This window comes from uncultured Shewanella sp. (genome assembly GCF_947495455.1).
Taxonomy (GTDB): Bacteria; Pseudomonadota; Gammaproteobacteria; order Enterobacterales; family Shewanellaceae; genus Shewanella.
On record NZ_CANLZC010000067.1, the window covers coordinates 1 to 22,325 of the forward strand.

General features: G+C 42.6%; 18 protein-coding genes. All 18 read right to left on the bottom strand.

Features of this window, described 5'->3' with window-relative positions:
• Positions 1 to 36: 36 nt before the first annotated feature.
• Positions 37 to 1,902, bottom strand: a complete 1,866-nt coding sequence (locus tag Q0791_RS16245; protein WP_299008590.1) for an FAD-binding and (Fe-S)-binding domain-containing protein — start codon at positions 1,900 to 1,902, stop codon at positions 37 to 39.
• Between the two features lie 328 nt (positions 1,903 to 2,230).
• Positions 2,231 to 3,694, bottom strand: a complete 1,464-nt coding sequence (gene tilS / locus Q0791_RS16250; RefSeq protein WP_299008592.1) for a tRNA lysidine(34) synthetase TilS — start codon at positions 3,692 to 3,694, stop codon at positions 2,231 to 2,233.
• Between the two features lie 41 nt (positions 3,695 to 3,735).
• Positions 3,736 to 7,209 (bottom strand): DNA polymerase III subunit alpha, encoded by a 3,474-nt coding sequence (gene dnaE, locus Q0791_RS16255; RefSeq protein WP_299008594.1) that lies wholly within the window; start codon positions 7,207 to 7,209, stop codon positions 3,736 to 3,738.
• A 131-nt stretch (positions 7,210 to 7,340) separates the two neighbouring features.
• Positions 7,341 to 7,952, bottom strand: a complete 612-nt coding sequence (gene rnhB, locus Q0791_RS16260; protein WP_299008596.1) for a ribonuclease HII — start codon at positions 7,950 to 7,952, stop codon at positions 7,341 to 7,343.
• 46 nt (positions 7,953 to 7,998) lie between these two features.
• Positions 7,999 to 9,147, bottom strand: coding sequence for a lipid-A-disaccharide synthase (lpxB, locus tag Q0791_RS16265; protein WP_299008599.1), 1,149 nt, complete (start codon positions 9,145 to 9,147; stop codon positions 7,999 to 8,001).
• Positions 9,148 to 9,268: 121 nt separating this feature from the next.
• Positions 9,269 to 10,039, bottom strand: a complete 771-nt coding sequence (lpxA, locus tag Q0791_RS16270) for an acyl-ACP--UDP-N-acetylglucosamine O-acyltransferase (protein ID WP_299008601.1) — start codon at positions 10,037 to 10,039, stop codon at positions 9,269 to 9,271.
• A complete protein-coding gene (gene fabZ / locus Q0791_RS16275; protein ID WP_299008603.1) occupies positions 10,036 to 10,497 on the bottom strand; it encodes a 3-hydroxyacyl-ACP dehydratase FabZ in 462 nt (153 codons plus the stop codon). The genes lpxA and fabZ overlap by 4 nt, the downstream gene beginning before the upstream one ends.
• 28 nt (positions 10,498 to 10,525) lie before the next feature.
• Positions 10,526 to 11,557: a UDP-3-O-(3-hydroxymyristoyl)glucosamine N-acyltransferase gene (lpxD, locus tag Q0791_RS16280; protein WP_299008605.1), complete on the bottom strand. Its 1,032-nt coding sequence runs from the start codon at positions 11,555 to 11,557 to the stop codon at positions 10,526 to 10,528.
• Positions 11,558 to 11,560: 3 nt separating this feature from the next.
• A complete protein-coding gene (locus Q0791_RS16285; protein WP_299008635.1) occupies positions 11,561 to 12,058 on the bottom strand; it encodes an OmpH family outer membrane protein in 498 nt (165 codons plus the stop codon).
• Between the two features lie 53 nt (positions 12,059 to 12,111).
• Positions 12,112 to 14,595 carry an outer membrane protein assembly factor BamA gene (gene bamA, locus Q0791_RS16290; RefSeq protein ID WP_299008607.1) on the bottom strand — a complete coding sequence of 828 codons (2,484 nt, stop codon included), beginning with the start codon at positions 14,593 to 14,595 and terminating at the stop codon, positions 12,112 to 12,114.
• A 31-nt stretch (positions 14,596 to 14,626) separates the two neighbouring features.
• Positions 14,627 to 15,991 (bottom strand): sigma E protease regulator RseP, encoded by a 1,365-nt coding sequence (gene rseP / locus Q0791_RS16295; RefSeq protein WP_299008609.1) that lies wholly within the window; start codon positions 15,989 to 15,991, stop codon positions 14,627 to 14,629.
• Between the two features lie 19 nt (positions 15,992 to 16,010).
• Positions 16,011 to 17,198 (bottom strand): 1-deoxy-D-xylulose-5-phosphate reductoisomerase, encoded by a 1,188-nt coding sequence (gene ispC, locus Q0791_RS16300; protein ID WP_299008611.1) that lies wholly within the window; start codon positions 17,196 to 17,198, stop codon positions 16,011 to 16,013.
• A gap of 3 nt (positions 17,199 to 17,201) precedes the next feature.
• Positions 17,202 to 18,059, bottom strand: a complete 858-nt coding sequence (locus tag Q0791_RS16305) for a phosphatidate cytidylyltransferase (RefSeq protein ID WP_299008613.1) — start codon at positions 18,057 to 18,059, stop codon at positions 17,202 to 17,204.
• A gap of 24 nt (positions 18,060 to 18,083) precedes the next feature.
• On the bottom strand, positions 18,084 to 18,881 hold the full coding sequence (locus tag Q0791_RS16310) for an isoprenyl transferase (protein WP_299008614.1): 798 nt from the start codon (positions 18,879 to 18,881) through the stop codon (positions 18,084 to 18,086).
• Positions 18,882 to 19,011: 130 nt separating this feature from the next.
• Complete coding sequence (gene frr, locus Q0791_RS16315; protein WP_299008615.1) at positions 19,012 to 19,569, bottom strand: ribosome recycling factor; 558 nt, start codon at positions 19,567 to 19,569, stop codon at positions 19,012 to 19,014.
• Positions 19,570 to 19,600: 31 nt separating this feature from the next.
• A complete protein-coding gene (gene pyrH / locus Q0791_RS16320; protein ID WP_299008617.1) occupies positions 19,601 to 20,329 on the bottom strand; it encodes a UMP kinase in 729 nt (242 codons plus the stop codon).
• 83 nt (positions 20,330 to 20,412) lie between these two features.
• Positions 20,413 to 21,261, bottom strand: coding sequence for a translation elongation factor Ts (gene tsf / locus Q0791_RS16325; RefSeq protein WP_299008619.1), 849 nt, complete (start codon positions 21,259 to 21,261; stop codon positions 20,413 to 20,415).
• Positions 21,262 to 21,421: 160 nt separating this feature from the next.
• Positions 21,422 to 22,150 carry a 30S ribosomal protein S2 gene (rpsB, locus tag Q0791_RS16330; protein ID WP_299008622.1) on the bottom strand — a complete coding sequence of 243 codons (729 nt, stop codon included), beginning with the start codon at positions 22,148 to 22,150 and terminating at the stop codon, positions 21,422 to 21,424.
• Between the last annotated feature and the right edge of the window lie 175 nt (positions 22,151 to 22,325).

Below are 22,325 nucleotides of genomic sequence, written 5' to 3' on the forward strand. Positions count from 1 at the left end.
AGAGAAAGCCACAACTTAATATAACATCAGCCGAATTCAACGCGATGACAGTAATGCGTTAAACCGATCTGAGGTTAGATAGTCTTTTTCTAGCGTATTAAGCTCTTTTTTTAGTGATGTATTATCTGGTTCTTGATTAAATTTATTTTCAAGTTCGACTATGCGTCGCCAAACACTGATACGTTGCCTTGGGGTGAGTGTATATCCATTTGATGGACAAACGGATTCACAAAAACCACACTCAGTACATTTATTTATGATGTTATCTGCTGGAGGCAGTGTTTTGAGGTTTTCTAAGTGGATATTTTTATTATCACTTATTAATACATCAGGATTTAAAATGTTATTAGGATCGAAAGCACGCTTGATATTTTGCATTAATTTGTAAGCATCTGTCCCCCACTCTAATTCAACAAAGGGTGCCATATTTCGGCCTGTGCCATGTTCAGCCTTTAATGCGCCTTTAAATTCAATGGCGACAAGCTGAGATACATCTTGCATAAAAGCGCTATATCTATCAGTTTGGCTTTGTTCGTTAAATGATTGAGTGAAAACAAAATGTAAATTACCATCTAATGCATGGCCAAATATGATGGCTTCATTGTATTGGTACTTTTTAAATAAATTTTGCAGCGCTTTTACACCCAAAGCCAGTTTTTCTACAGGAAAAGTCACATCTTCAATAATGACTGTGGTACCCGTTTGTCTTACTGCACCAACTGCAGGAAAAGTTGCTTTGCGTATTTGCCAAAGTTCATTGCTAATTGTCTGATCTTGCGTAAATGCGACTTGCGCTAAAATATTGGCTTGTAATTGGGTAAGTAAACTTTCACATAGTGTATGAATTGACGATAATTCACTGGCATTTTTTGCATGGACTTCAATCAGTAAAGCAGCAGAATTTTTTGTCAATTGAGCTTTTGTATTGCTAGAATTTTGATTTAAACATTGCCGCATTAGTGGTTTATCAGCAACACTTTGTAACGCTCTAAAATCAAGTAACTCTAGGGCTGTGATATTCAGCTTTGCTAGCTTAGAGACGAGATCGCAGGCTAAATTTAAGCCATCAAAAATATAGAAACCTGTTATTTTATCTTGATAATCATCAACTGTGTGATAGGTAATATCTGCTATAAAGCCTAATGTTCCCTCGCTGCCTATCATTAAATGCTTAATTACCTCGATAGGATCTTCAAAATCGAGCAAGGAGTTGATGCCATAACCACAGGTGTTTTTATAACGATACTTTTGTTGAATTAACTCAGTTAATGCTGGGTTATTTCTAACGTTTTTAAGCAAGTCCGAAATTTGACTTATGAGTTCTGGTTTTGATTTTAAAAATGTATTTCTGCTTTGTTCATTTGCAGTATCGAGTACACTACCATCTGCAAAAATAATCGTCATCTCGGCTAAGGTATGATAACTATTTTGCTTTACACCACAGCACATGCCCGATGAATTATTCGCGGCTATCCCCCCTATTTTACAGCTATCAATTGACGCCGGATCTGGACCGAGCTTTTTATTAAAGGGTTTGAGTAATTGATTTACTTTTGCACCAATTATGCCTGGCTCTAAGGTGACTTTTTTGCCTTGTTCTAATATTTGAGACTTTTGCCAACCATTGGTTAAAGTGATTAATACAGAATCTGAAATTGCTTGACCAGATAAACTCGTACCTGCGGCTCTAAAAGTAACAGGGATTGCATATTGGTTGGCTAAAGTTAAAACTTGTTGTATTTGATTTTTGTTTTTAAGCACTAATACTAATTTAGGCGTTAAACGATAAAAGCTGGCATCTGTGCCATAAGCATAACGTTTAGAATAAGCATCTATTATTTCATCTGGATTTAAAAAAGTGCTAAGTGCAGATTTAAATTTAGTAAATAACAGATATGACATAAAGCTCCCAGAATGATAAAGCTTTGGCAGTTAATAAACATAATGACTCCCCACTAAAGATGCTGCTTTCCAATTAATAGTGAGTTAGCTGAAAACCAGAGCCATAATAGTTTAGTCAAACAAACTCAATCGGGGATCTGCATGCATAAACATAACATACTTTTCTTAGATTTCCAGGATAGTCAACTCACAGGATACATCAGACTCATTGTAGAGTTATTATAGGGCAATGGATTACGTGTTTCAGAGTGCTTAAGGTTACGTACCTTCTACTCTGAACATATTGTAGCGTATATGAGCCAACTGGGTTGACACCAGCTCTCCAAACTCACGTCACATAAAACGCCAGCCCAAGGCACTCTTGTGGCACTTTTTCACTGTTCACGGAAGCAGACGCCTGTTTGAGTACAAAGCCCTTTTCTACCCAGTACCCCACGGCGCACACTAGTTTCTCATTATAAAAAATCATGGGCACACGGGATCGTGCCCAAGGTGCAATATTAAGCTCTTGCCAAAGCTTTTTCAGTTCACGACCTTTATCGCGAAAGTGTGGCTGACAACGAGTGCGACCTGATATCCCAAAACGTAAGGTTACGATTTCAGTGGCCTTGGGCGGGCGGATTAATGGCATTAAGCGCTGTTGTGGGAGCCGCTGTGAGTTTGCATGCCTAGCCACGTAGAGCTCAATTAAGGCATGCAGGCATATTGGCGTATTCAGGTTACTGGATGACGACTCCCATGCAAGGGGGATAGGTATTTTGGCCCATAATGCATACTGCTGGGCTAACTGGCGCTCAACTTTGGCATCGGCCAGATATAGCACTTGCCCAAAACGCCTCGCCAACATATTCCCCACTTGCATAGCTTGTTTCGCGTCGCTTTTAGCAAATAACACTTGAGCCAGTAATTCTTTATTTTGCACTTGAGACAGAGGTGAAAAACCTTGTTTTTCAATAAAGGCACGTAACAATAATTCTTGCCAAGCATGGGTTTCCTCGGCTAATAAGGTCAAATTTAACCCTTGCCCCCATGCTGAAACCATTAACATTAATGGCAATTTGTTGGCCACTTCATCATCCAATACCGCTTGTTGCTCAAAACACAACTGAGCACTGCGACTGGCTGTCTTTGTAATACTGGGCCAACGATCTTTAAGCTGTGGAATGATCTCATGACGCAAAAAATTACGGTCAAACTGGGTGTCTTGATTGCTCTCATCTTCAATATGACACAAGCTATGCTCAGCGGCATAGTGCTCAATTTGCTCACGCTCAATGTTAAGTAAAGGGCGTAATAAATGTTTATCCTTGTCAAAAGACTGCGCTGCTCCCATCGAGGCTAATCCTTTAGGGCCTAAGCCTCGTTTAAGCGCCAACAATAAGGTTTCAAGTTGATCGTCTTGGTGATGAGCCGTTAACAACACATCGCCCGCTTGCATATGTTGAGCAATTGCTTGGTACCTGGCCGTTCTCGCTTCTGCCTCAATACTGAGTCTCGCGCCGGTTTTTACTCTCACTTTTTCAAGGGTAAAAGGCAATTGATAAGCTAAAGCTTGTTGCTGACAATGCTCAGCCCATTCATCGCTATTGGCACTTAGCCCATGATGCACATGGATCAATTGGTATTTAAACCGAGTAGGATGCACTGTTGCAAACTCACTTAGTCCATGCAGTAACACTGCCGAGTCAACACCACCACTATAAGCAAGCACTAACTTAGCCCCTGTGTGAATATCACTCTTTACAAGACTTTTCTCTATCAACTGAGCAATATTGATGGCCTGATGAGTCACTGACAATACTCCCTATAAAACTTGAAATAACATATTCAGGTTCAAAATAAGATCCGCACTTTATTCGAGCCAGATAAAGATTCTAGCGATAACATTAATTCATCGCTGGGGTTCACTTGCCACTCTTCACCTAACCTTACCTGACTTTTCACCTCTTCAGTGGAGTAATTGATCACCATAGGCACTTTGCCCGCTTTCCAAGGGGATACCGCTTCTTTAAGTTTTTCTAACCACCCAATATTCACCTCATTCCCTTGAATATCGATTTCAACGGCATGGGCAAAATGACTTCGAGCTTCTCCCATATCAATAATGTTTCTAGCCGTCATGCGATTACCACCAGAGAAATCATCAAAGCTCACTTCGCCTTCAATGATTAAAATACGATCTTTCTCTAACAAATGATTAAACTTCTCAAAAGCTTCGGTAAACATCATGACTTCTAAGCGGGCACTTTTATCATCTAAAGTGACCAGCCCCATTTTTGAGCCCCTTTTTGTGAGCATGACACGTGTCGCCACCACAAGCCCTGCCGCCTTCATGGTTTTCCCACGCTCTGTGGGATGAATATCTTTCAATCTGCAGGAAGTATAATGTTTCAGCTCTTTCAAATATTGATTAATGGGATGCCCCGTGAGATACAAGCCTAAGGTATCCCGCTCTCCTTCTAGCCAAACCTTATCGGGCCAAGGCGCACACTGAACAAATTGTTGTTTATTATCTTCTGGCTCACTGTTGAGTAAACCAAACATATCGTGCTGACCTATCGCCTCGGCCTTTGCGTGCTGATCTGCCGCTCGAATCGCTTCAGGCAAGGTGGCCATCATGGCCGCTCTATGAGGCCCAAGTTTGTCCATGGCGCCCGATTGGATCAGTTTTTCAAGTATGCGTTTATTGAGTTTCTTTAAATCCACACGGGCACAAAAATCAAACAAATCAATGAAGGGGCCGTCTTTACGGGCTTCAATAATCGACTCAACAGGCCCTTCACCCACACCTTTAATCGCCCCAATGCCGTAAACAATATTGAGATCTTTATCCACAGTGAACTGCAACTGCCCTTTATTGACATCCGGTGGCAACAAGGGCATCCCCATACGCTCACATTCATCCACTAAGGTCACGATTTTATCGGTATTATCCATATCCGCCGACATCACCGCCGCCATAAACTGGGCCGGATAATGGGTTTTTAACCAAAGCGTTTGATATGAAACCAGTGCATAAGCCGCCGAGTGAGATTTGTTAAAACCATATCCGGCAAACTTTTCCACTAAATCAAAGATTTTCATGGCCAGCTCGCCATCGACACCATTTTTGATCGCACCTTCTTTAAAGGTGCCTCGCTGCTTCGCCATTTCTTCAGGCTTTTTCTTACCCATAGCACGGCGTAGCATGTCCGCCCCACCTAAGGTATAACCCGCTAACACCTGAGCAATTTGCATGACTTGCTCTTGATACAAGATAATGCCATAGGTAGGTTCTAAAATACCTTTTAATGATTCATGCTGATATTGAGAATCCGGATAAGAGACCTCTTCACGGCCATGCTTACGCTCAATAAAGTTATCAACCATGCCAGATTGCAAAGGCCCTGGCCTAAACAAGGCCACCAATGCAATCATATCCTCAAAGCAATCCGGCTGAAGGCGTTTAATCAAGTCTTTCATCCCTCGAGACTCTAACTGAAATACCGCCGTTGTTTCATAACGCTGTAATAATTTAAATGACTGAAGATCATCGAGTGGGATCGCGGCGATATCCACTAATGGCAAACCTTGTGCTGAATTAGTGCTGTTCACCATTTGCAGTGCCCAATCAATAATGGTCAAGGTTCGCAGACCCAAAAAGTCAAACTTAACCAAACCTGCGGTTTCTACGTCGTTCTTATCAAACTGAGTAACAGGATTTTGCCCTTCGCTGTCACAGTAAATTGGCGCAAAATCCGTAATGGTGGTGGGCGAAATAACAACCCCCCCCGCATGCTTACCCGCGTTACGGGTCACGCCTTCAAGTATGCGGCACATGTCGATGAGATCTTTGACTTCCTCATCACCATCGTAGGCTTCTTGTAAACTAGGCTCCACCTCAAAGGCTTTTGCCAGTGTCATGCCAGGCTCTGCAGGCACCATTTTCGATATGCGGTCCACAAACCCATAAGCATGACCTTGAACTCGACCCACATCACGAATAACGGCCTTAGCGGCCATAGTGCCAAAGGTAATGATCTGTGATACCGCATCTCGGCCATAAAGCTCGGCCACATGATCTATCACCTCATCCCGTCTATCCATACAAAAATCGATATCAAAATCCGGCATGGAGACACGCTCAGGGTTTAGAAAGCGCTCAAACAGTAAATCAAACTCTAATGGATCAAGATCGGTAATTTTAAGGGCATAAGCCACGAGTGAGCCCGCCCCCGATCCACGACCTGGGCCAATGGGAATATCATTGTCCTTCCCCCACTGAATAAACTCCATAACAATGAGAAAGTACCCAGGAAACCCCATTTGGTTAATCACGTTTAACTCAACATCTAAACGCTCATCGTACTCCCCGCGTTTTTCTGCACGCACGTTTTCATCAGGAAATAAAAACGCTAACCGCTCTTCTAAGCCTTTTTGAGACACTTTAACGAGAAAATCTTCAATGGTTAATTCACCCGTTGGAAAATTAGGCAGAAAATACTCGCCCAAACGCACTGTGACATTACAACGTTTTGCAATTTCAACACTGTTAGCAAGTGCCTCTGGAATATCGGCAAACAACTCACACATTTCATTTTCAGATCTGAAATACTGCTGCTCACTGTATTTCTTCGGCCTGCGAGGATCTGCAAGTGTGAAACCATCATGAATAGCCACACGAATTTCATGGGCTTCAAATTCATCAGGCTTCATAAAGACCACCTGATTTGTCGCCACCACAGGTAAGGCCTTAACTTGGGCTAACTCCACCGCCATATGTAAGTAACGCTCTTCATCAGGGCGGCCTGTGCGTAAGAGTTCTAAATAATAGCGATTAGGAAAATGCGTTTGATAAAAATCAATCAGACTCTCTACTTGCCCCTGATTGCCCTTTAATAAGGCTTTACCTACATCCCCTTCTCGGCCCCCAGAAATCAGCAACAAGCCTTCTTGATACTTTGCCAGCCAAGCATGATCAATCACAGCTCTGTCTTGAATATGCCCTCGTAAATACGCATCACTAATGAGCAAGGTAAGGTTCTTATACCCATCATTGTTCATGGCCAACACCGTTAAGGCACATAACTCATCACCAAACTCTGGAATTTGTACCCAAAAGTCACTGCCAATAATCGGCTTTATTCCCGCGCTATGGCAACCACTGTAAAATTTAACTAAGCCACACAGGTTAGTCTGATCCGTTAAGGCAATGGCCGCCATTTTTTGCTCTGCCGCTTGGGCCAAAATGGGCTTAACCTTAGTAATACTGTCAGTCATAGAAAAGTCACTGTGGACACGTAGATGAACAAAACGAGGATCTGACATAAATAAATTTATCTTTATATTAAGTTAAAAAACTGAATTTAAGGTGATTGCCACTACTGGCTGACAAAAATGATCCGTAAGGATCACTCTGTCTTCTTGTGCTTATTCGTGTAGCAAGGCTGGTTAAGCGTTTATTTCAGCGCGGCTTGTACCGGACGAAAGCTTTTTCTATGCTCTCTCAATACCCCTAAACGCGCCAGTGCTTCAAAATGGGCTTTGGTTGGGTAGCCTTTATGTTTATCAAAACCATATTCCGGATGCTCAAGCGCCAGTTCCATCATTTCTCTATCTCGTACCACTTTTGCAATAATAGAGGCAGCACTAATGGCATCGATTAAGCCATCTCCTTTAATGATGGCATGGCTTGGCATACCAAAATTAGGGCTACGATTCCCATCGACTAAAACAAGCTCAGGTTGAATGCTCAAGCCTGCAACCGCTCTTTGCATTGCTAACATGGTCGCCTGTAAAATATTCAGCTCATCGATTTCTGCCGGGCTGGCCGAACCAATACTCACGCACTGAGCTTTTTCATTAATTTCAGCAAACAGCGCTTCGCGCTTTTTATCCGTCAATTTTTTAGAATCATTCAAGCCCAAAATGGGACGACTAGGATCGAGAATAACCGCAGCGGTGACCACATTACCAATCAATGGACCTCGCCCGACTTCATCCACTCCAGCATAACAACCTTGGCAAAGCTGAGCAATTTGCTCTGCTGATATATTTTTAATGGTGGCCATCAGGATCAATATTCCCTTAAAAAATGAAAAATAAAATGTAAAGACGTTAGACCTGAATAAGGGTAACTACAGCCTCAGCGGCTTTCTCACTGGCATCTTGCTTTAACACTTGATGCATCGCGGTAAACTTATTCATGATAGGCGCCATGTCATTATCAAACAGCGCGGCGACAGCTTGTGAAATTCTCTTCGGCGTGCAATCTGCCTGAATAAGTTCTTCCACTAACACCTCATCAGATAATAAGTTAGGTAAAGAAAATTTATCAATAAGCATCAAACGTTTTGCAATATGATAGGTCATAGCATTAAGCTTATAAGCAACAACCATAGGCCTTTTTACTAACATGGCTTCCAGTGTCGCCGTGCCCGATGCCAGTAAAATCGCATCAGAGGCTGCCATCACTTCGCGAGAATGGCCCTCAACTAATGTAATATCAAGATTCGGTGCATAAGTCTTTAATGCTTCTTCAAACTGTACGCGGCGTTTATCATTCACCAGCGGTGTGACAAATTTAAGCTTAGGATAACGCTGTTTTAACAAAACAGCCGCTTTGACAAAGGGCTCAGCTAACTGCTTTAATTCTCCTCCCCGTGAACCGGGCAAGACTGCCAAATACGTTTCAGAGGCCAATAAACCCAGGCTCTCTCGCGCCTGAACTTTATCACTTATAAGAGGAATATCATCCGCCAATGTATGACCAACAAAGGTACAAGGCACCTGATGTTTATCATAAAAGGCTTTTTCAAACGGCAATAGAGACAACACCATATGTGTCGCTTTAGCGATTTTAAAAATACGTTTAGGGCGCCAAGCCCAAACGGACGGACTCACATAATGAACCGTTTTGATCCCTTTGGCTTTCAACTTCATTTCAACGCCGAGATTAAAATCAGGAGCATCGATACCGATAAAGCAATCGGGTTTTACTTGACTTAAAACCGAGATCAATTCTCGCCGAACTTCAAGTAACCGAGGCAAGCGGGATAACACCTCAACAATCCCCATCACAGCAAGCTCTTCAAAAGAGAACAGGGATTCAAACCCCAGCGCATCCATTTTGGGGCCACCAATACCAATAAATCGTGCATTTGGAAAACGTTTCTGTAAGGCTTTGATTAAGCCTGCCCCTAAAATATCACCAGAAAGTTCTCCGGCAACCATGGCAAAAACGGGGGAAGTATTGTCAGTTGTCATGATAATTGAATTCAGCTAAATGTGAATATCCCCATCATGATTGAAGCTGGCTTGCTGCAATCATGATGGGGATATGTGAACCATGAATAAAAGGCTAAGCCTTTATCCATGACGATATAAGTTAACGAATAATACCGCGACTGGACGTGCTAATAAAATCGGTAAACAATTTCACTTGTTCATCTTCCTTTCCCGACTCCGTTAACTCTGTTATGGCTTCATCAAGTGTTAATCCATTACGGTACATGGTTTTATAAGCACGGCGAACTGCTAATTGGCTTTCTTTCGTAAAACCACGACGCTTAAGCCCTTCAATGTTCAATCCACGAGGCTTAGCTGGAAAACCTGAGGCCATCACAAACGGCGGCACATCCTGTAATACCACAGAGCTGCCTGCGGTAAATGCATGGGCGCCTATGTGTACAAATTGATGTACACCTGTCATGCCACCTAAAATGGCCCAATCGCCCACATGAACATGGCCCGCAATGGATGCATTATTTGCCATGATCACATGGTCACCCACCACGCAGTCATGAGCAATATGCACATAAGCCATAAAAAGATTATGGGAGCCGATTCGAGTTTCCCAATTATCTTGAGTGGTACCACGATGAATGGTAACCGATTCACGTATCACATTGTGATCGCCAATAATCAAGCGAGTCTCTTCACCAGCGTATTTCTTGTCTTGGCACTCTTCTCCAACAGAGGCGAATTGAAAAATACGATTCCCTTTACCAATAGTCGTCGGGCCTTTAACCACAACATGAGAACTTAACCAAGAATCATCACCAATCTCAACACCTGCACCTATGTAGGTCCAAGGGCCAATGGTGACATTATTACCAATTTTGGCATCAGGGTGAATATACGCTAATTCATCAATCACTTCTCAATCTCTCTACGGGCACACATGATTTCAGCTGAACAAACTAGCTCACCATCCACTCTCGCTTCACCAGTAAAGACGCCTATTCCTCGGCGCTCTTTGATCATTTTCACTTCAAAATGTAATTGGTCACCGGGCTCAACGACGCGTTTAAAGCGAGCCTTATCGATACCAGCGAAATAATAAAGCGCATCATTTGAAGGCACATCACTCATGGTTTTAAAAGCCAATAGACCTGTTGCCTGTGCCATGGCTTCTAAAATCAATACGCCAGGCATCACAGGCTGTACAGGAAAATGCCCTTGAAAGAAAGGCTCATTGATGGTCACATTTTTTATCGCATGCAAACTTTCACCACGAGTGAAATCAAGCACTCTGTCAATCAATAAAAATGGGTATCTATGGGGAAGGAATTTTAAAATTTCCTTTATATCCATACTATTCAACTGGTTTGACACTCAATCTATTCCTCAAACTCTCACCGAGTTACGACTCTGAATTCACATCAACCTTCTTCTCTAACTGCTTAACGCGTTGAAAAAGGCTGTCTAATTGTCTAAATCTTACCGTATTTTTACGCCATAACTTATTGTCCATGGCTACAGTAGCAGAAGAGTACACGCCTGGCTCACGAATATGATTCGTGACACTCGTACTGCCTGTAATATGCGTACCATCACCGATATTAAGATGACCAGAGATAGCGCAATTACCACCAATAATACAATATTTTCCTATTTTGACACTACCTGCAAGTGTCGTACTTCCCGCGATAGCGCTATTTTCACCAATAATATCATTATGGGCAATTTGTACTTGGTTATCGATAATCACGCCGTCATGAATTTCGGTATGATCTATCGCACCACGATCCACACTGGTACCCGCGCCAATTTCAACACGAGAGCCAATACGTACACCACCTGTCTGAGGAATTTTAATCCATTGACCACGCTCATTCGCGTAACCAAAGCCATCAGAACCAATCACAGCGCCAGAATGCACAATACAATCAGTACCAAAATGCACATTATGATAAACGGTGACATTAGCCCATAGCCGGGTACCTGAGCCGATAATGCTATCTTGGCCTACTACACTTCCCGCACCCACTTGAACATTTTCACCTAAAATCACATTTGCGCCAATCACGGCATTAGGACCGATGGCAACCCCTTCACCTATCATAGCAGACGGATCGATCTGTGCTGAAGGATGAATACTGCTTGCAGCATTAGGCGTGCTGTCTAATAATTGCGCTATTTTAGCAAAACCCACATAAGGGTCTTTTAAAATGATCGCATTGCCGGTATAAACTTCAACATCACTGGGTGATAAAAGTACCGCACCAGCCTGAGTTTTTGCTAACTGAATTCGATACTTAGCATTAGCTAAAAAAGTGATTTGCTCAGATTGCGCGCTCTCCAAGGTACCCACCGCAAAAATTTCTTTTTGAGGGTCACCTTGGATTTCGGCATCTAAAAAATCAGCTAATACTTGTAAAGTATAGCTTTTCATTAATTACTTACCTTTACTTAAAGCTTCAACAACTTGCTTACTGATATCGGCATCTGGCTTAACATAAATAGCCGCACCGCGTTGCAATACAAGATCGTATTGCTTCTTTTTAGCAATAGAATCGATAACAGTTTGCACTTTTGCTAACAACTTATTTTGCTCTTCGCCATTGCGACGACGCATATCTTCATCTAATGCCTTACCTTTGAGCTGTAATTCTGCCTTCATGGAATCCATTTTGCGCGTAAGCTCTGTCTTTTGAGCCTCGCTCATCAATGCACCATCACGTTGCTGCTTTTCCATCAATCCTCGAAGATCTTCTTGCATTTTTTGCACCGCAGCAACACGATCACCAAATTCTTTCTTCAATGCTTCATTTACTTGCTCACGTTGTGGTAATTGCTCAAAAACCGATTGCATATCAACCACTGCAATCTTTTCTGCATTGGCCGCTAATGGCGCCGCCAGTAAGACTAAAACCATCATTGCGCGATTAAACACTTTCTTCAAAACAGACTCCTTTTGTCGAGCAAGCATTGCCGACATGATTTAAATTAAAAAGTTTGACCAATATTAAAGGAGAAGATTTCTGTGGAATCTCCCTCGTATTCCTTGATTGGCCATGCAAGATTAAACACCATTGGCCCCATGGGCGAGATCCATTGTACACTGACTCCCCACGAAGCGCGAATTCGACTTGGATCGCTATAATCTTGTAGTTTGGCATATTCAGTCGCAGACAGATCACTATAAGCGCTATAGTCAAACTCTGTATTCCACACGTTACCTGCGTCAATAAAGAAGCTGGTCCTCACCGAATTGGTATAGGCTTCATCTAAAAACGGCGTCGGCACTATCATTTCAATACTGGCCGTGGCAAGCGCATTCCCCCCCACAGAGCTGCCATTGGTCACAGAGACGCTAGAATCCGTTCCCGAAATACTGGTCGTATCACCTGATGACGATGAGGAGCCATCAGTGGTTGATGTCGTCGTATAAATGGCTCTAGGCCCTACGGTATTCGATTTAAAGCCACGAATAGAAGTGCTACCACCGGCATAGAAATTCTCCCAGAAAGGCAAAATTTGATCATTACCGTTATAGGTACCATAACCATTACCGTACCCCAATTTCGCTTTCGTTAAGAAAACAAAATCTTGTTTTCGCGTCAGAGGGAAATAAAAACTGGTGTTAAAGTCCGTTTTAAAGTACTGCAAATCTGAACCAGGAACGGTTGCCTTACCGTTCCAGCTTTGAGACGAACCGCTAGTTGGGAACGTACCACGGTTTAAGCTACTACGTGACCAGCCTAAACTTAATTCAACATTATTAAAGCTTAAGGATGAATCCGTATTATCTTCATCACTATAAATTTCATAAAATTGCAGCGCTTGATCGTATTCTGAAACTTCAGAAATAGTGTTATGCCGTAAGGTGATCCCCCCGCTCAGTCGGTTCGTTTCATTAATAGGGAAACCTGAGAAAGATGACAAAGAATAAGACTCATTGTTATAAGCCTCTAAGTTGGCGCTGCTCGCATCAAATTTACTCCAAGATAAACTGCTGCCTAAGCTCACCCCGTCTTTAGTAAAATACGGATCAGTAAAAGAAATACTGGCATTTTTAGAATAGGTATTGGTATTAACATTAATACCCGCCTGATTACCTGTTCCTAAGAAGTTACTTTGCTGTACACCAAGCTGTAAACTGATCCCAGAGGATGTACCGTAACCGACTCCGGCATTAAACGAGCCTGACGGCTGCTCTTTCACTTTAAAGTCAACGTCCACCAGATCATCTGTGCCCGGTACCTGTACAGTTTCAGTATCAACCGTTTCAAAATAACCGAGACGATTCAACCGTGTTTTCGACTGTTCGACTTGAGCAGAATTTAGCCAAGCACCTTCCATTTGTCTTAATTCTCGGCGCATCACTTCATCTTTTGTGATGGTATTACCGCTAAAATTGATATTACGCACATAAACCCGCTTACCCGGCTGAATATTCACATTCAAGTTAACGGTTTGGGTCTCATCATCAATTTCAGGATACACTTTGACTTCAGGATAGGCATAACCAAAACGCCCCAAGTATTTAGCATACATTTCTTCGGTAAAGGTCACATCACTGCCGTTGTAACGATCTCCAACTTTAATGGGTAAAATACTCTTCATCAAAGCTTCTCGGCCCATCAAATCACCGGTTAAGGTCACTTCTTTGATGGTATATTGCTTACCTTCATTCACATTAATCGTGATATATAAGCCTTTACGATCTGGCGTCATGGCCACTTGCGTTGAAGTGATCTCAAAACGAATATAACCGCGATTATGATAAAAACTCTTAATGGTTTCTAAATCCGCTTGTAACTTTTGCTTCTGATATCGACGATCACCAAACAAATCCCACCAAGCGACATAATCTTTCAGCTCCAACATATTGATTAACTCTTCATCGGTAAATTCTTTATTACCAACAATGTTAATTTGCCTAATATCTGCAGCTAAGCCTTCTGTAAAATTAAATTTTAATTCAACCCGGTTACGAGGCAGGTTAATAATTTGCGCTTCCACTTTCGCGCCATATTTACCCACACCATAATAAAAATCTTGTAAGCCTTTCTCGATACCTGACAGCGTTGTTCGATCCAAGGACTCTCCAACTTTAACACCAGAGCCGTCTAAGCTTTCCTGCAATTGTTCGTCTTTGATGTCTTTATTACCTTCAAAGGTAATCGCACTGATTGTCGGACGCTCAACCACTTTAACAATAAGCACACCACCGTCGTGACTGACTTCAATATCATCAAAGTTAGAAGACGCATACAGGCTCTTAATCGCTTGTTGTAATTTTAATTGATCAACCGTATCTCCAACCTTAATGGGCAAACTCAACAAAGCGGCACCTAATGCCACACGTTGCAGGCCATCTACTTGGATATCAGTCACTTCAAAAGGCTGAAAAGCTTCAGCCCAACTGTTCCCTGAAAAAGACGCACCGACTAATAACATCGAGGCAAAAAGTTTATTCAATCTCATAGAGCACTTCTAATTATTTGTTTGTCGTTGCTCAGAGCCGGGAAAAATCATTAAAGAGCGCAACGCCCATTAACATTAGCAGCATAGCTGCCCCAAATCTGAATCCAATTTCCTGTACCTTCTCCGGTACAGCCCTACCTGTGATCACTTCAACGAAGTAATACAAAAGGTGTCCACCATCAAGCACTGGTAAAGGAAATAAATTAATAATCCCTAAATTAACGCTAATCAATGCAAGAAAACCTAAAAAATAAACAAAGCCCACATTGGCACTATTACCCGCACCTTGAGCTATTGAAATCGGTCCGCTTAAATTCTTTACAGAAATATCACCTGTAAACAATTTACCAATCATCTTCAAGCTAACGGTGATAAGCTGCCATGTTTTATTAACGGCGACGCTAAAAGAATCTAACACACCATATTCAAGCTGCAAACGCATATTATCAGGCCAAGGTGCCAAAGTCGGGGCAATGCCCACCACACCTTCCATTTTACCTTGCGCGTTTTCACGCTCTGTTGGGGTCACAGTCAAGGTTAATGGCGTGCCTTGTCGATCCACCACTAATGACAAAGGCACATTGGCCGAACCTTGCACTAGAGTGACAAAATCATTCCAATTATGATAGGGAACGCCATTAATGGAAATGAGTTTATCACCCACTTCTATTCCCGCTTTTTGCGCCGCACTGCCCTTAGAGACTAACGCGATATCAGGTAAAATGTCGGGCTGAAAAATCGATAAACCTAATGACGTTACCGGTAATTCTTTTTCAGGATCAAAGTGCCATTGCCTAGTGTCCAATTGATAGATCTTAGGTGTTTCAATCCCTTCATTTTGTAAAGGTACCACACTTAATGACACTTGCTTATCACCAATATGACCTGCTAAAGCCAAATTGACTTCTTCCCAATTTCGCACCTTCTGTTGAGCAACCGCCACGATTTTCAAAGGCTCGTGAACCTGAATTTGCGCAGCCGGAGAGCTAGGCCTTACACCATCAATAACAGGTTTGACAGCCGGTACCCCGATCAGATACATGAGATATAACGCTGCAATGGCAAAAATAAAATTAGCAATAGGCCCAGCACTGACAATGGCAATACGCTGCCAAACCGTTTTTCGATTAAAGGCTTGTGACAAAAGTTCATCTGGCACATCATCAACACGCTCATCAAGCATTTTGACATAACCGCCAAGGGGAATAATCGCAAGAACATATTCAGTGCCATCTTTGCCTATACGACGCCAAATCGCTTTACCAAAGCCAATGGAAAAACGCTCAACTTTCACACCACAACGTCTGGCCACCCAAAAGTGTCCATATTCATGGGCGGTGATCAATATGCCTAGGGCAACAAAAAAAGCCCCTAAATTCCATAAAAAATCTAACATTCCCTTCCTCTGAGCGTGATTAACATTTGGTGATATACTCTAAAGCATAATGGCGACTTTGGTCATCTAAAGCCAATATGTCCTCTATTCTATTCAATGAATGTGAGGTTATCTTGGTTAAGCACCCTTCAGTCACTCGGCTAATATCCGTAAAACGTATTTTACCATCAAGAAATGCCTGTACAGCCACTTCATTGGCTGCATTTAAGATTGTTGTCGCTTCTTGTCCCTGATGACAGGCTTCAATGGCTAACCCTAAACATGGAAAACGCTGAAAGTCGGGTTCAACAAAGCTTAATTGTCCGACTTTAAAAAAATCCAAAGGTTCAACACCTGATGCAATTCTTTTTGGGTAGGACAAACAATGTGCAATAGGCGTACGCATATCTGGATTGCCCATTTGCGCGACAACGGAGCCATCTTGATATTGCACCATAGAGTGGATCACACTTTGTGGGTGGATCACCACCTTTAACTTATCACTGGATGCATTAAATAACCATTTCGCCTCAATGTACTCTAAGCCTTTATTCATCATAGTGGCTGAATCGACAGAAATTTTAGGCCCCATTGACCAATTAGGATGTCGGCAAGCTTGCATTGGGGACACAGCGGCTAAATCGGTGAGGGGCGTATTTAAAAACGGGCCACCAGAGCCCGTTAATAATATATTCGCAATTCCGGCATGATTAAGATCACAGCGGCCAATATTACTTTGCAGTGCCTCTGGTAAACATTGAAAAATGGCATTGTGCTCACTATCAACGGGCAGAACGATAGCACCAGATTGCTGCATCGCCTCAATAAATAATTGCCCAGACATGACCAAGGACTCTTTATTCGCCAGCAGCACACGTTTACCCGCTTCAACAGCCGCTAAAGTCGGCAGCAGCCCAGCTGCACCGACAATGGCCGCCATAACTATATCAACCTCAGCAGCACTGACTAAGCCCTTTAATGTATCAATACCTGTGGTCACTTGAATATTAAGCTCACTGGGTAACTGCTGCTGTAATAACGTCGCCGCTCTTTCATCGACCATATGGGCATATTGAGGTTGATGGGAGAGGCACAATGCATGCATTGCATCCACATTTCTATGCGCCACTAATGCAAAAACGCCATATTCTTCAGGATGTCTGGCAATAACATCAAGAGTATTTTTACCAATGGATCCTGTCGCACCCAAAATAGTCACTTGCTGCATACTTTACATCCAAAATGCGATATAGATTAATACAAAAACAGGCAATGCCGCGGTTAAGCTGTCTATTCTATCCAGCACGCCACCGTGACCGGGTAAAATCGTCCCAGAATCTTTTATGTCAGCCACACGCTTAAACATACTCTCAGACAAGTCGCCTAAGGCTGAGGCCAATGCCGTGATTAATGTCACCCCTATCAACAAGCCCACTTCCTGCTCTGGGGCCATATACATCACACCCAATACAACCAGCATGGTCATTAATAAGCCACCTATCAATCCCTCTAAGGTTTTCGCGGGACTCACATTAGGCATAAGCTTAGTACGCCCAAAGGCTTTACCCGCAAAATATGCCCCCGTATCGGCAGCCCAAACAATTAACAACACAAGGAAAACCAATATACCACCATAATAAGGGGCGGCAGCAGAACTTAATCCTTTAAGCGATATTAATGCAATAAAACACGGGATAAGAGTCAGTTGACCAAAAATAGATTTTAACATTGGGCTATTTTTCCAAAAGCCTGCGCTTTTTGGAAATAAACAAACAAGCAAGAGTGACACACACCACCACAAGCCACCCACGAGTATAATCCCTAAAAACAATGGGTGTAATCGCCCTTGTAACCAGACATCAGCGGCTGGCACAATCACATTCAATGCCGCCAACAATAATCCAAAGGTCACCGTAAAGCTCCATTGAGTCATATTACAATTTTTATCGATAATACGCCCCCACTCTTTTGCGGCAATTAAAAAGACACCGAGTAATGCCCAAGAAAAATATTCAGTTGGCAAGTAAAAAATCGCACCAAAAACCAAAGGAATGAGACAGACTGCCGTTATTATTCGTTTTTTTAGCAAAAAGGTTTCCTCTAACAATGTTGATTAAGTCTGCAATGACTCAATTTGACTGCCTGTCAAACCAAATCGACGCTGACGTGTTGCAAACGTTGTGACAGCGTCTTTAAAGTGAGACTCATTAAAATCAGGCCATAACGTATCCATGAAAACTAACTCAGCATATGCTGCCTGCCACAAAATAAAATTACTGATCCTGTAATCACCACCTGTTCGAATCATCAAGTCCACTTCAGGCTGATCTTGCATACTCAATTGCTCAGACAGGGCCTCTTCAGTAAAAGCCTCTTCTGATAGTTCACCGCTTTGCACTTGTTGAGCCAATTTTTGTGCCGCTTGTAAAATATCCCAACGTCCACCATAGTTGGCTGCCACATTGAGAACTAAACCGTTATTTTGAGACGTTTGCTCTTGAGCTGAAATGATTTTTTTCTGAAGCTTATCAGAAAAACGACTAATATCTCCTATGATATTGAGCCGCACGCCATTTTTATGAAGTAATTTAATTTCACGTTGTAATACCGTGAAAAAAAGCTGCATCAATAAACCGACTTCTTTATCTGGGCGTCGCCAGTTCTCACTCGAAAAAGCAAATAAAGTCAATGAAGGAATACCTAAACTTCTGGCCGTACGAACTGCTCTTCTGACCGCTTTTACGCCCGCTTGGTGACCTATGACTCTCGGCTTACCCTGCCCTTGAGCCCAACGTCCATTACCATCCATAATAATTGCCACATGTTGTGGCACCGACTGCTTTATTAATTCAGACGCGAGCACAGACGCGCTCGACGACATGCCATCGTCGGTATGAGGATCCACTGACATCTATAAAACCCTTAAAAATAGCAAACGCCGCGTAGTATAACCTCACACGGCGTCTGAACTCTAGAGGCTGTTGAGCTTTGATGATGATTTTCACACAAAAAACAACAATCCCTGATACTGGGTAAGAGTATTAAAACTCCATTAATTCCTTTTCTTTCGCCGCGAGCACTTCATCAATCAATTTAATGTGCGTATCGGTGAATTTTTGGATTTCATCCTCAGAGCGGCGAACATCATCCTCTGTACACTCTTTTTCTTTCTCTAATGCTTTCACATCAGAGTTCGCATCGCGGCGCACATTACGCACAGCAACACGGCCGTTTTCTGCTTCTGCACGTACCACCTTAATCAAATCTTTACGGCGCTCTTCAGTCAAAGCAGGTAAAGGAATGCGAATAATCGCACCAGCAGACATAGGGTTTAGGCCTAAATCTGATGTCATAATGGCTTTTTCAACAGCCGCGATCATAGTATTGTCAAAAACCGATACCGCTAGTGTACGTGCGTCATCGATAGAGATATTAGCCACCTGCTTAAGCGGCGTTAATGAACCATAATAAGGTACTTTAATCGTATCCAGTAAACTTGGGTGCGCACGGCCAGTACGTACCTTTGCCATTTGCGTTTTCGTCGCCTCTACGCACTTATCCATGCGTGTTTTAGCATCATTTTTGATTTCGTTTATCACGTTGTCTGTCCTTTTAAGTTACTTAACTCAATTAAACTGCTTTAATCAGCGTACCCAATGACTCGCCCATGATGACACGGCGAAGTGAACCTGGCTCATTCATGTTAAAGACGAGTAGAGGCATGTCATGATCTCTAGCTAAAGTAAATGCCGCTAAATCCATGACTTTCAATTCTTTATCGAGTACTTCATTATACCCCATAACATCATACTTAACCGCATCAGGATTTTTCACTGGGTCATCAGAATAAACACCATCAACCTTAGTGCCTTTTATTACTACTTCCGCTTCAATTTCAATGCCACGCAGACAAGCCGCAGAATCGGTTGTGCAAAATGGATTACCCGTTCCAGCAGCAAAAATAACCACTCGACCTGATTTCAATAAGCTAATCGCTTCAGCCCAATTATAATCATCACACACCCCTTTTAACGGGATCGCGGACATTAAGCGAGCATTGACATAAGCACGATGAAGCGCATCACGCATGGCTAGGCCATTCATTACCGTCGCCAACATTCCCATGTGATCGCCTACGACACGATTCATGCCCGCCTCGGCTAAGCCTTCACCTCGGAATAAATTACCCCCACCGATAACCACTCCAACTTGAATACCAAGTTCAACCAGCTCTTTTACTTCCTGAGCCATGCGATCTAAAACCTTAGGATCGATACCAAAGCCTTCTTCACCCATGAGGGCTTCACCACTTAGTTTTAGAAGAATACGTCGAAATGCAGGTTTTGGGTTGGTACTCATATTTTTTGTCCTGATGATGGCGATAGTTATAACAAAACCGCAGCGATTGCTGCGGTTTTAAAGGGGACTGCAAACTGAGGAAATTAAGCCTGAGTTGCAGCGATTTGTGCTGCAACTTCTGCAGCAAAATCTTCTTCTTTCTTCTCGATACCTTCACCCACTTCTAAGCGAATGAAGTTAGAAACAGTTGCACCTTTCTCTTTTAGAATAGCGCCAACGGTTTTCTTTGGCTCCATGATGAAAGCTTGACCAGTAAGTGAGACTTCACCGGTAAACTTCTTCATGCGACCTGTAACCATTTTCTCAGCGATTTCAGCAGGCTTACCTTCATTCATCGCGATTTCAATTTGCAGTGCTTTTTCTTTTTCAACAACGTCTGCTGGCACATCTTCTGGATTAACATACTCAGGCTTAGACGCAGCAACGTGCATAGCAACATGCTTCAATGTTTCTTCATCTGCTTCACCGGTCACAACAACACCGATACGATCGCCATGACGGTAAGTCGCAGCGTTAGTGCCATCGATATAAACAACACGACGAACGTTGATGTTCTCACCGATTTTAGCCACTAATGCAACACGGGTTTCTTCAAACTGTGCTTGCAAGTCTGCAATGGTAATTTTAGCGGCAGCAGCAACATCCAATACTTCGTTAGCAAAGGCTAAGAAGTTTGCATCTTTTGCAACGAAATCAGTTTGACAGTTCACTTCTAACAATGCGGTGAAACCTTCACCTTGCTTAATAAGGATTGTACCTTCAGCAGCAATGTTACCCGCTTTTTTAGCCGCTTTGGCAGCACCACTTTTACGCATATTATCAATGGCTAACTCAATATCACCATTGGTTTCAGTTAATGCTTTTTTACAATCCATCATGCCTGCGCCAGTACGGTCGCGTAACTCTTTAACTTGGGCAGCAGTAATTGCCATTGTTAAATCCTCTATAGGTAATTCGTCAAATTCAATAGATAGATACCCAAGAGACTTGAAAGTGCATGTTTGCAAGTAACTTGGATATAAAACAGGGGCCTAAGGCCCCTGCTAACCAATTGCTTGGTCAATAAGGGCTATGCTTAACGCATCAACCTTATTATTCAGCTTCTACAAAACCGTCTTGTTCAGCTTGTACCGCTAAGTCTTGACCACGGCCAGCTTTCGCTGCTGCTGCCACGCTTTCAGTGTACAAACGAATAGAGCGCATTGCATCATCATTACCAGGAATGATGTAGTTAATGCCGTCTGGAGAAGAGTTAGTATCAACAACAGCAACCACTGGAATACCTAAGTTGTTAGCTTCTTTAATCGCAATATGCTCATGATCAGCACCGATAACGAAGATAACATCTGGTAGACCAGACATGTTTTTAATACCACCTAGTGATTTTTCTAGCTTATCTAATTCACGAGTACGCATTAGCGCCTCTTTCTTAGTTAGCTTGTCGAAAGTACCATCAACAGATTGGCTTTCTAGATCTTTTAGGCGTTTGATAGACTGACGAACTGTTTTCCAGTTAGTCAACATACCACCTAACCAGCGGTGATCAACATAGAACTGATCACAAGAAATCGCCGCTTCTTTGATTGCTTCACTTGCAGCACGTTTAGTACCGACAAATAACACTTTACCTTTTTTAGAAGCCACGTTACTGATAAACGCTAATGCTTCATTGAACATAGGCACTGTGTGCTCTAAGTTAATGATATGAACACCGTTACGCGCACCAAAAATGAAAGGCTTCATTTTTGGGTTCCAGTAACGAGTTTGGTGACCGAAGTGAACACCGGCTTGAAGCATATCGCGCATTGAAACTGTAGTCATTTTTTATACCTTAAAAACTTTAGGGGTTAGACCTCCACATATCCCGTCACACCGACCCTTTAGAGGCACCCCGGAGAACGTGTCGATATGTGTGTGATTTAGTATTTACACATAGCCATGTATAATGGCCGCCATCTTCGCTCTGTCAGACCTATAATAAAGGACATCACAGAGT

What these genes read in the sequence shown, in the direction of transcription:
- Q0791_RS16245 (WP_299008590.1), bottom strand. Translation starts at nt 1,902, where the DNA reads ATGTCATATCTGTTATTTACTAAATTTAAATCTGCACTTAGCACTTTT.
- tsf (WP_299008619.1), bottom strand. Translation starts at nt 21,261, where the DNA reads ATGGCAATTACTGCTGCCCAAGTTAAAGAGTTACGCGACCGTACTGGC.
- Q0791_RS16310 (WP_299008614.1), bottom strand. Translation starts at nt 18,881, where the DNA reads ATGTCAGTGGATCCTCATACCGACGATGGCATGTCGTCGAGCGCGTCT.
- rnhB (WP_299008596.1), bottom strand. Translation starts at nt 7,952, where the DNA reads ATGGCCACCATTAAAAATATATCAGCAGAGCAAATTGCTCAGCTTTGC.
- bamA (WP_299008607.1), bottom strand. Translation starts at nt 14,595, where the DNA reads ATGAGATTGAATAAACTTTTTGCCTCGATGTTATTAGTCGGTGCGTCT.
- lpxD (WP_299008605.1), bottom strand. Translation starts at nt 11,557, where the DNA reads ATGAAAAGCTATACTTTACAAGTATTAGCTGATTTTTTAGATGCCGAA.
- rseP (WP_299008609.1), bottom strand. Translation starts at nt 15,991, where the DNA reads ATGTTAGATTTTTTATGGAATTTAGGGGCTTTTTTTGTTGCCCTAGGC.
- pyrH (WP_299008617.1), bottom strand. Translation starts at nt 20,329, where the DNA reads ATGAGTACCAACCCAAAACCTGCATTTCGACGTATTCTTCTAAAACTA.
- ispC (WP_299008611.1), bottom strand. Translation starts at nt 17,198, where the DNA reads ATGCAGCAAGTGACTATTTTGGGTGCGACAGGATCCATTGGTAAAAAT.
- rpsB (WP_299008622.1), bottom strand. Translation starts at nt 22,150, where the DNA reads ATGACTACAGTTTCAATGCGCGATATGCTTCAAGCCGGTGTTCACTTC.
- lpxB (WP_299008599.1), bottom strand. Translation starts at nt 9,147, where the DNA reads ATGACAACTGACAATACTTCCCCCGTTTTTGCCATGGTTGCCGGAGAA.
- dnaE (WP_299008594.1), bottom strand. Translation starts at nt 7,209, where the DNA reads ATGTCAGATCCTCGTTTTGTTCATCTACGTGTCCACAGTGACTTTTCT.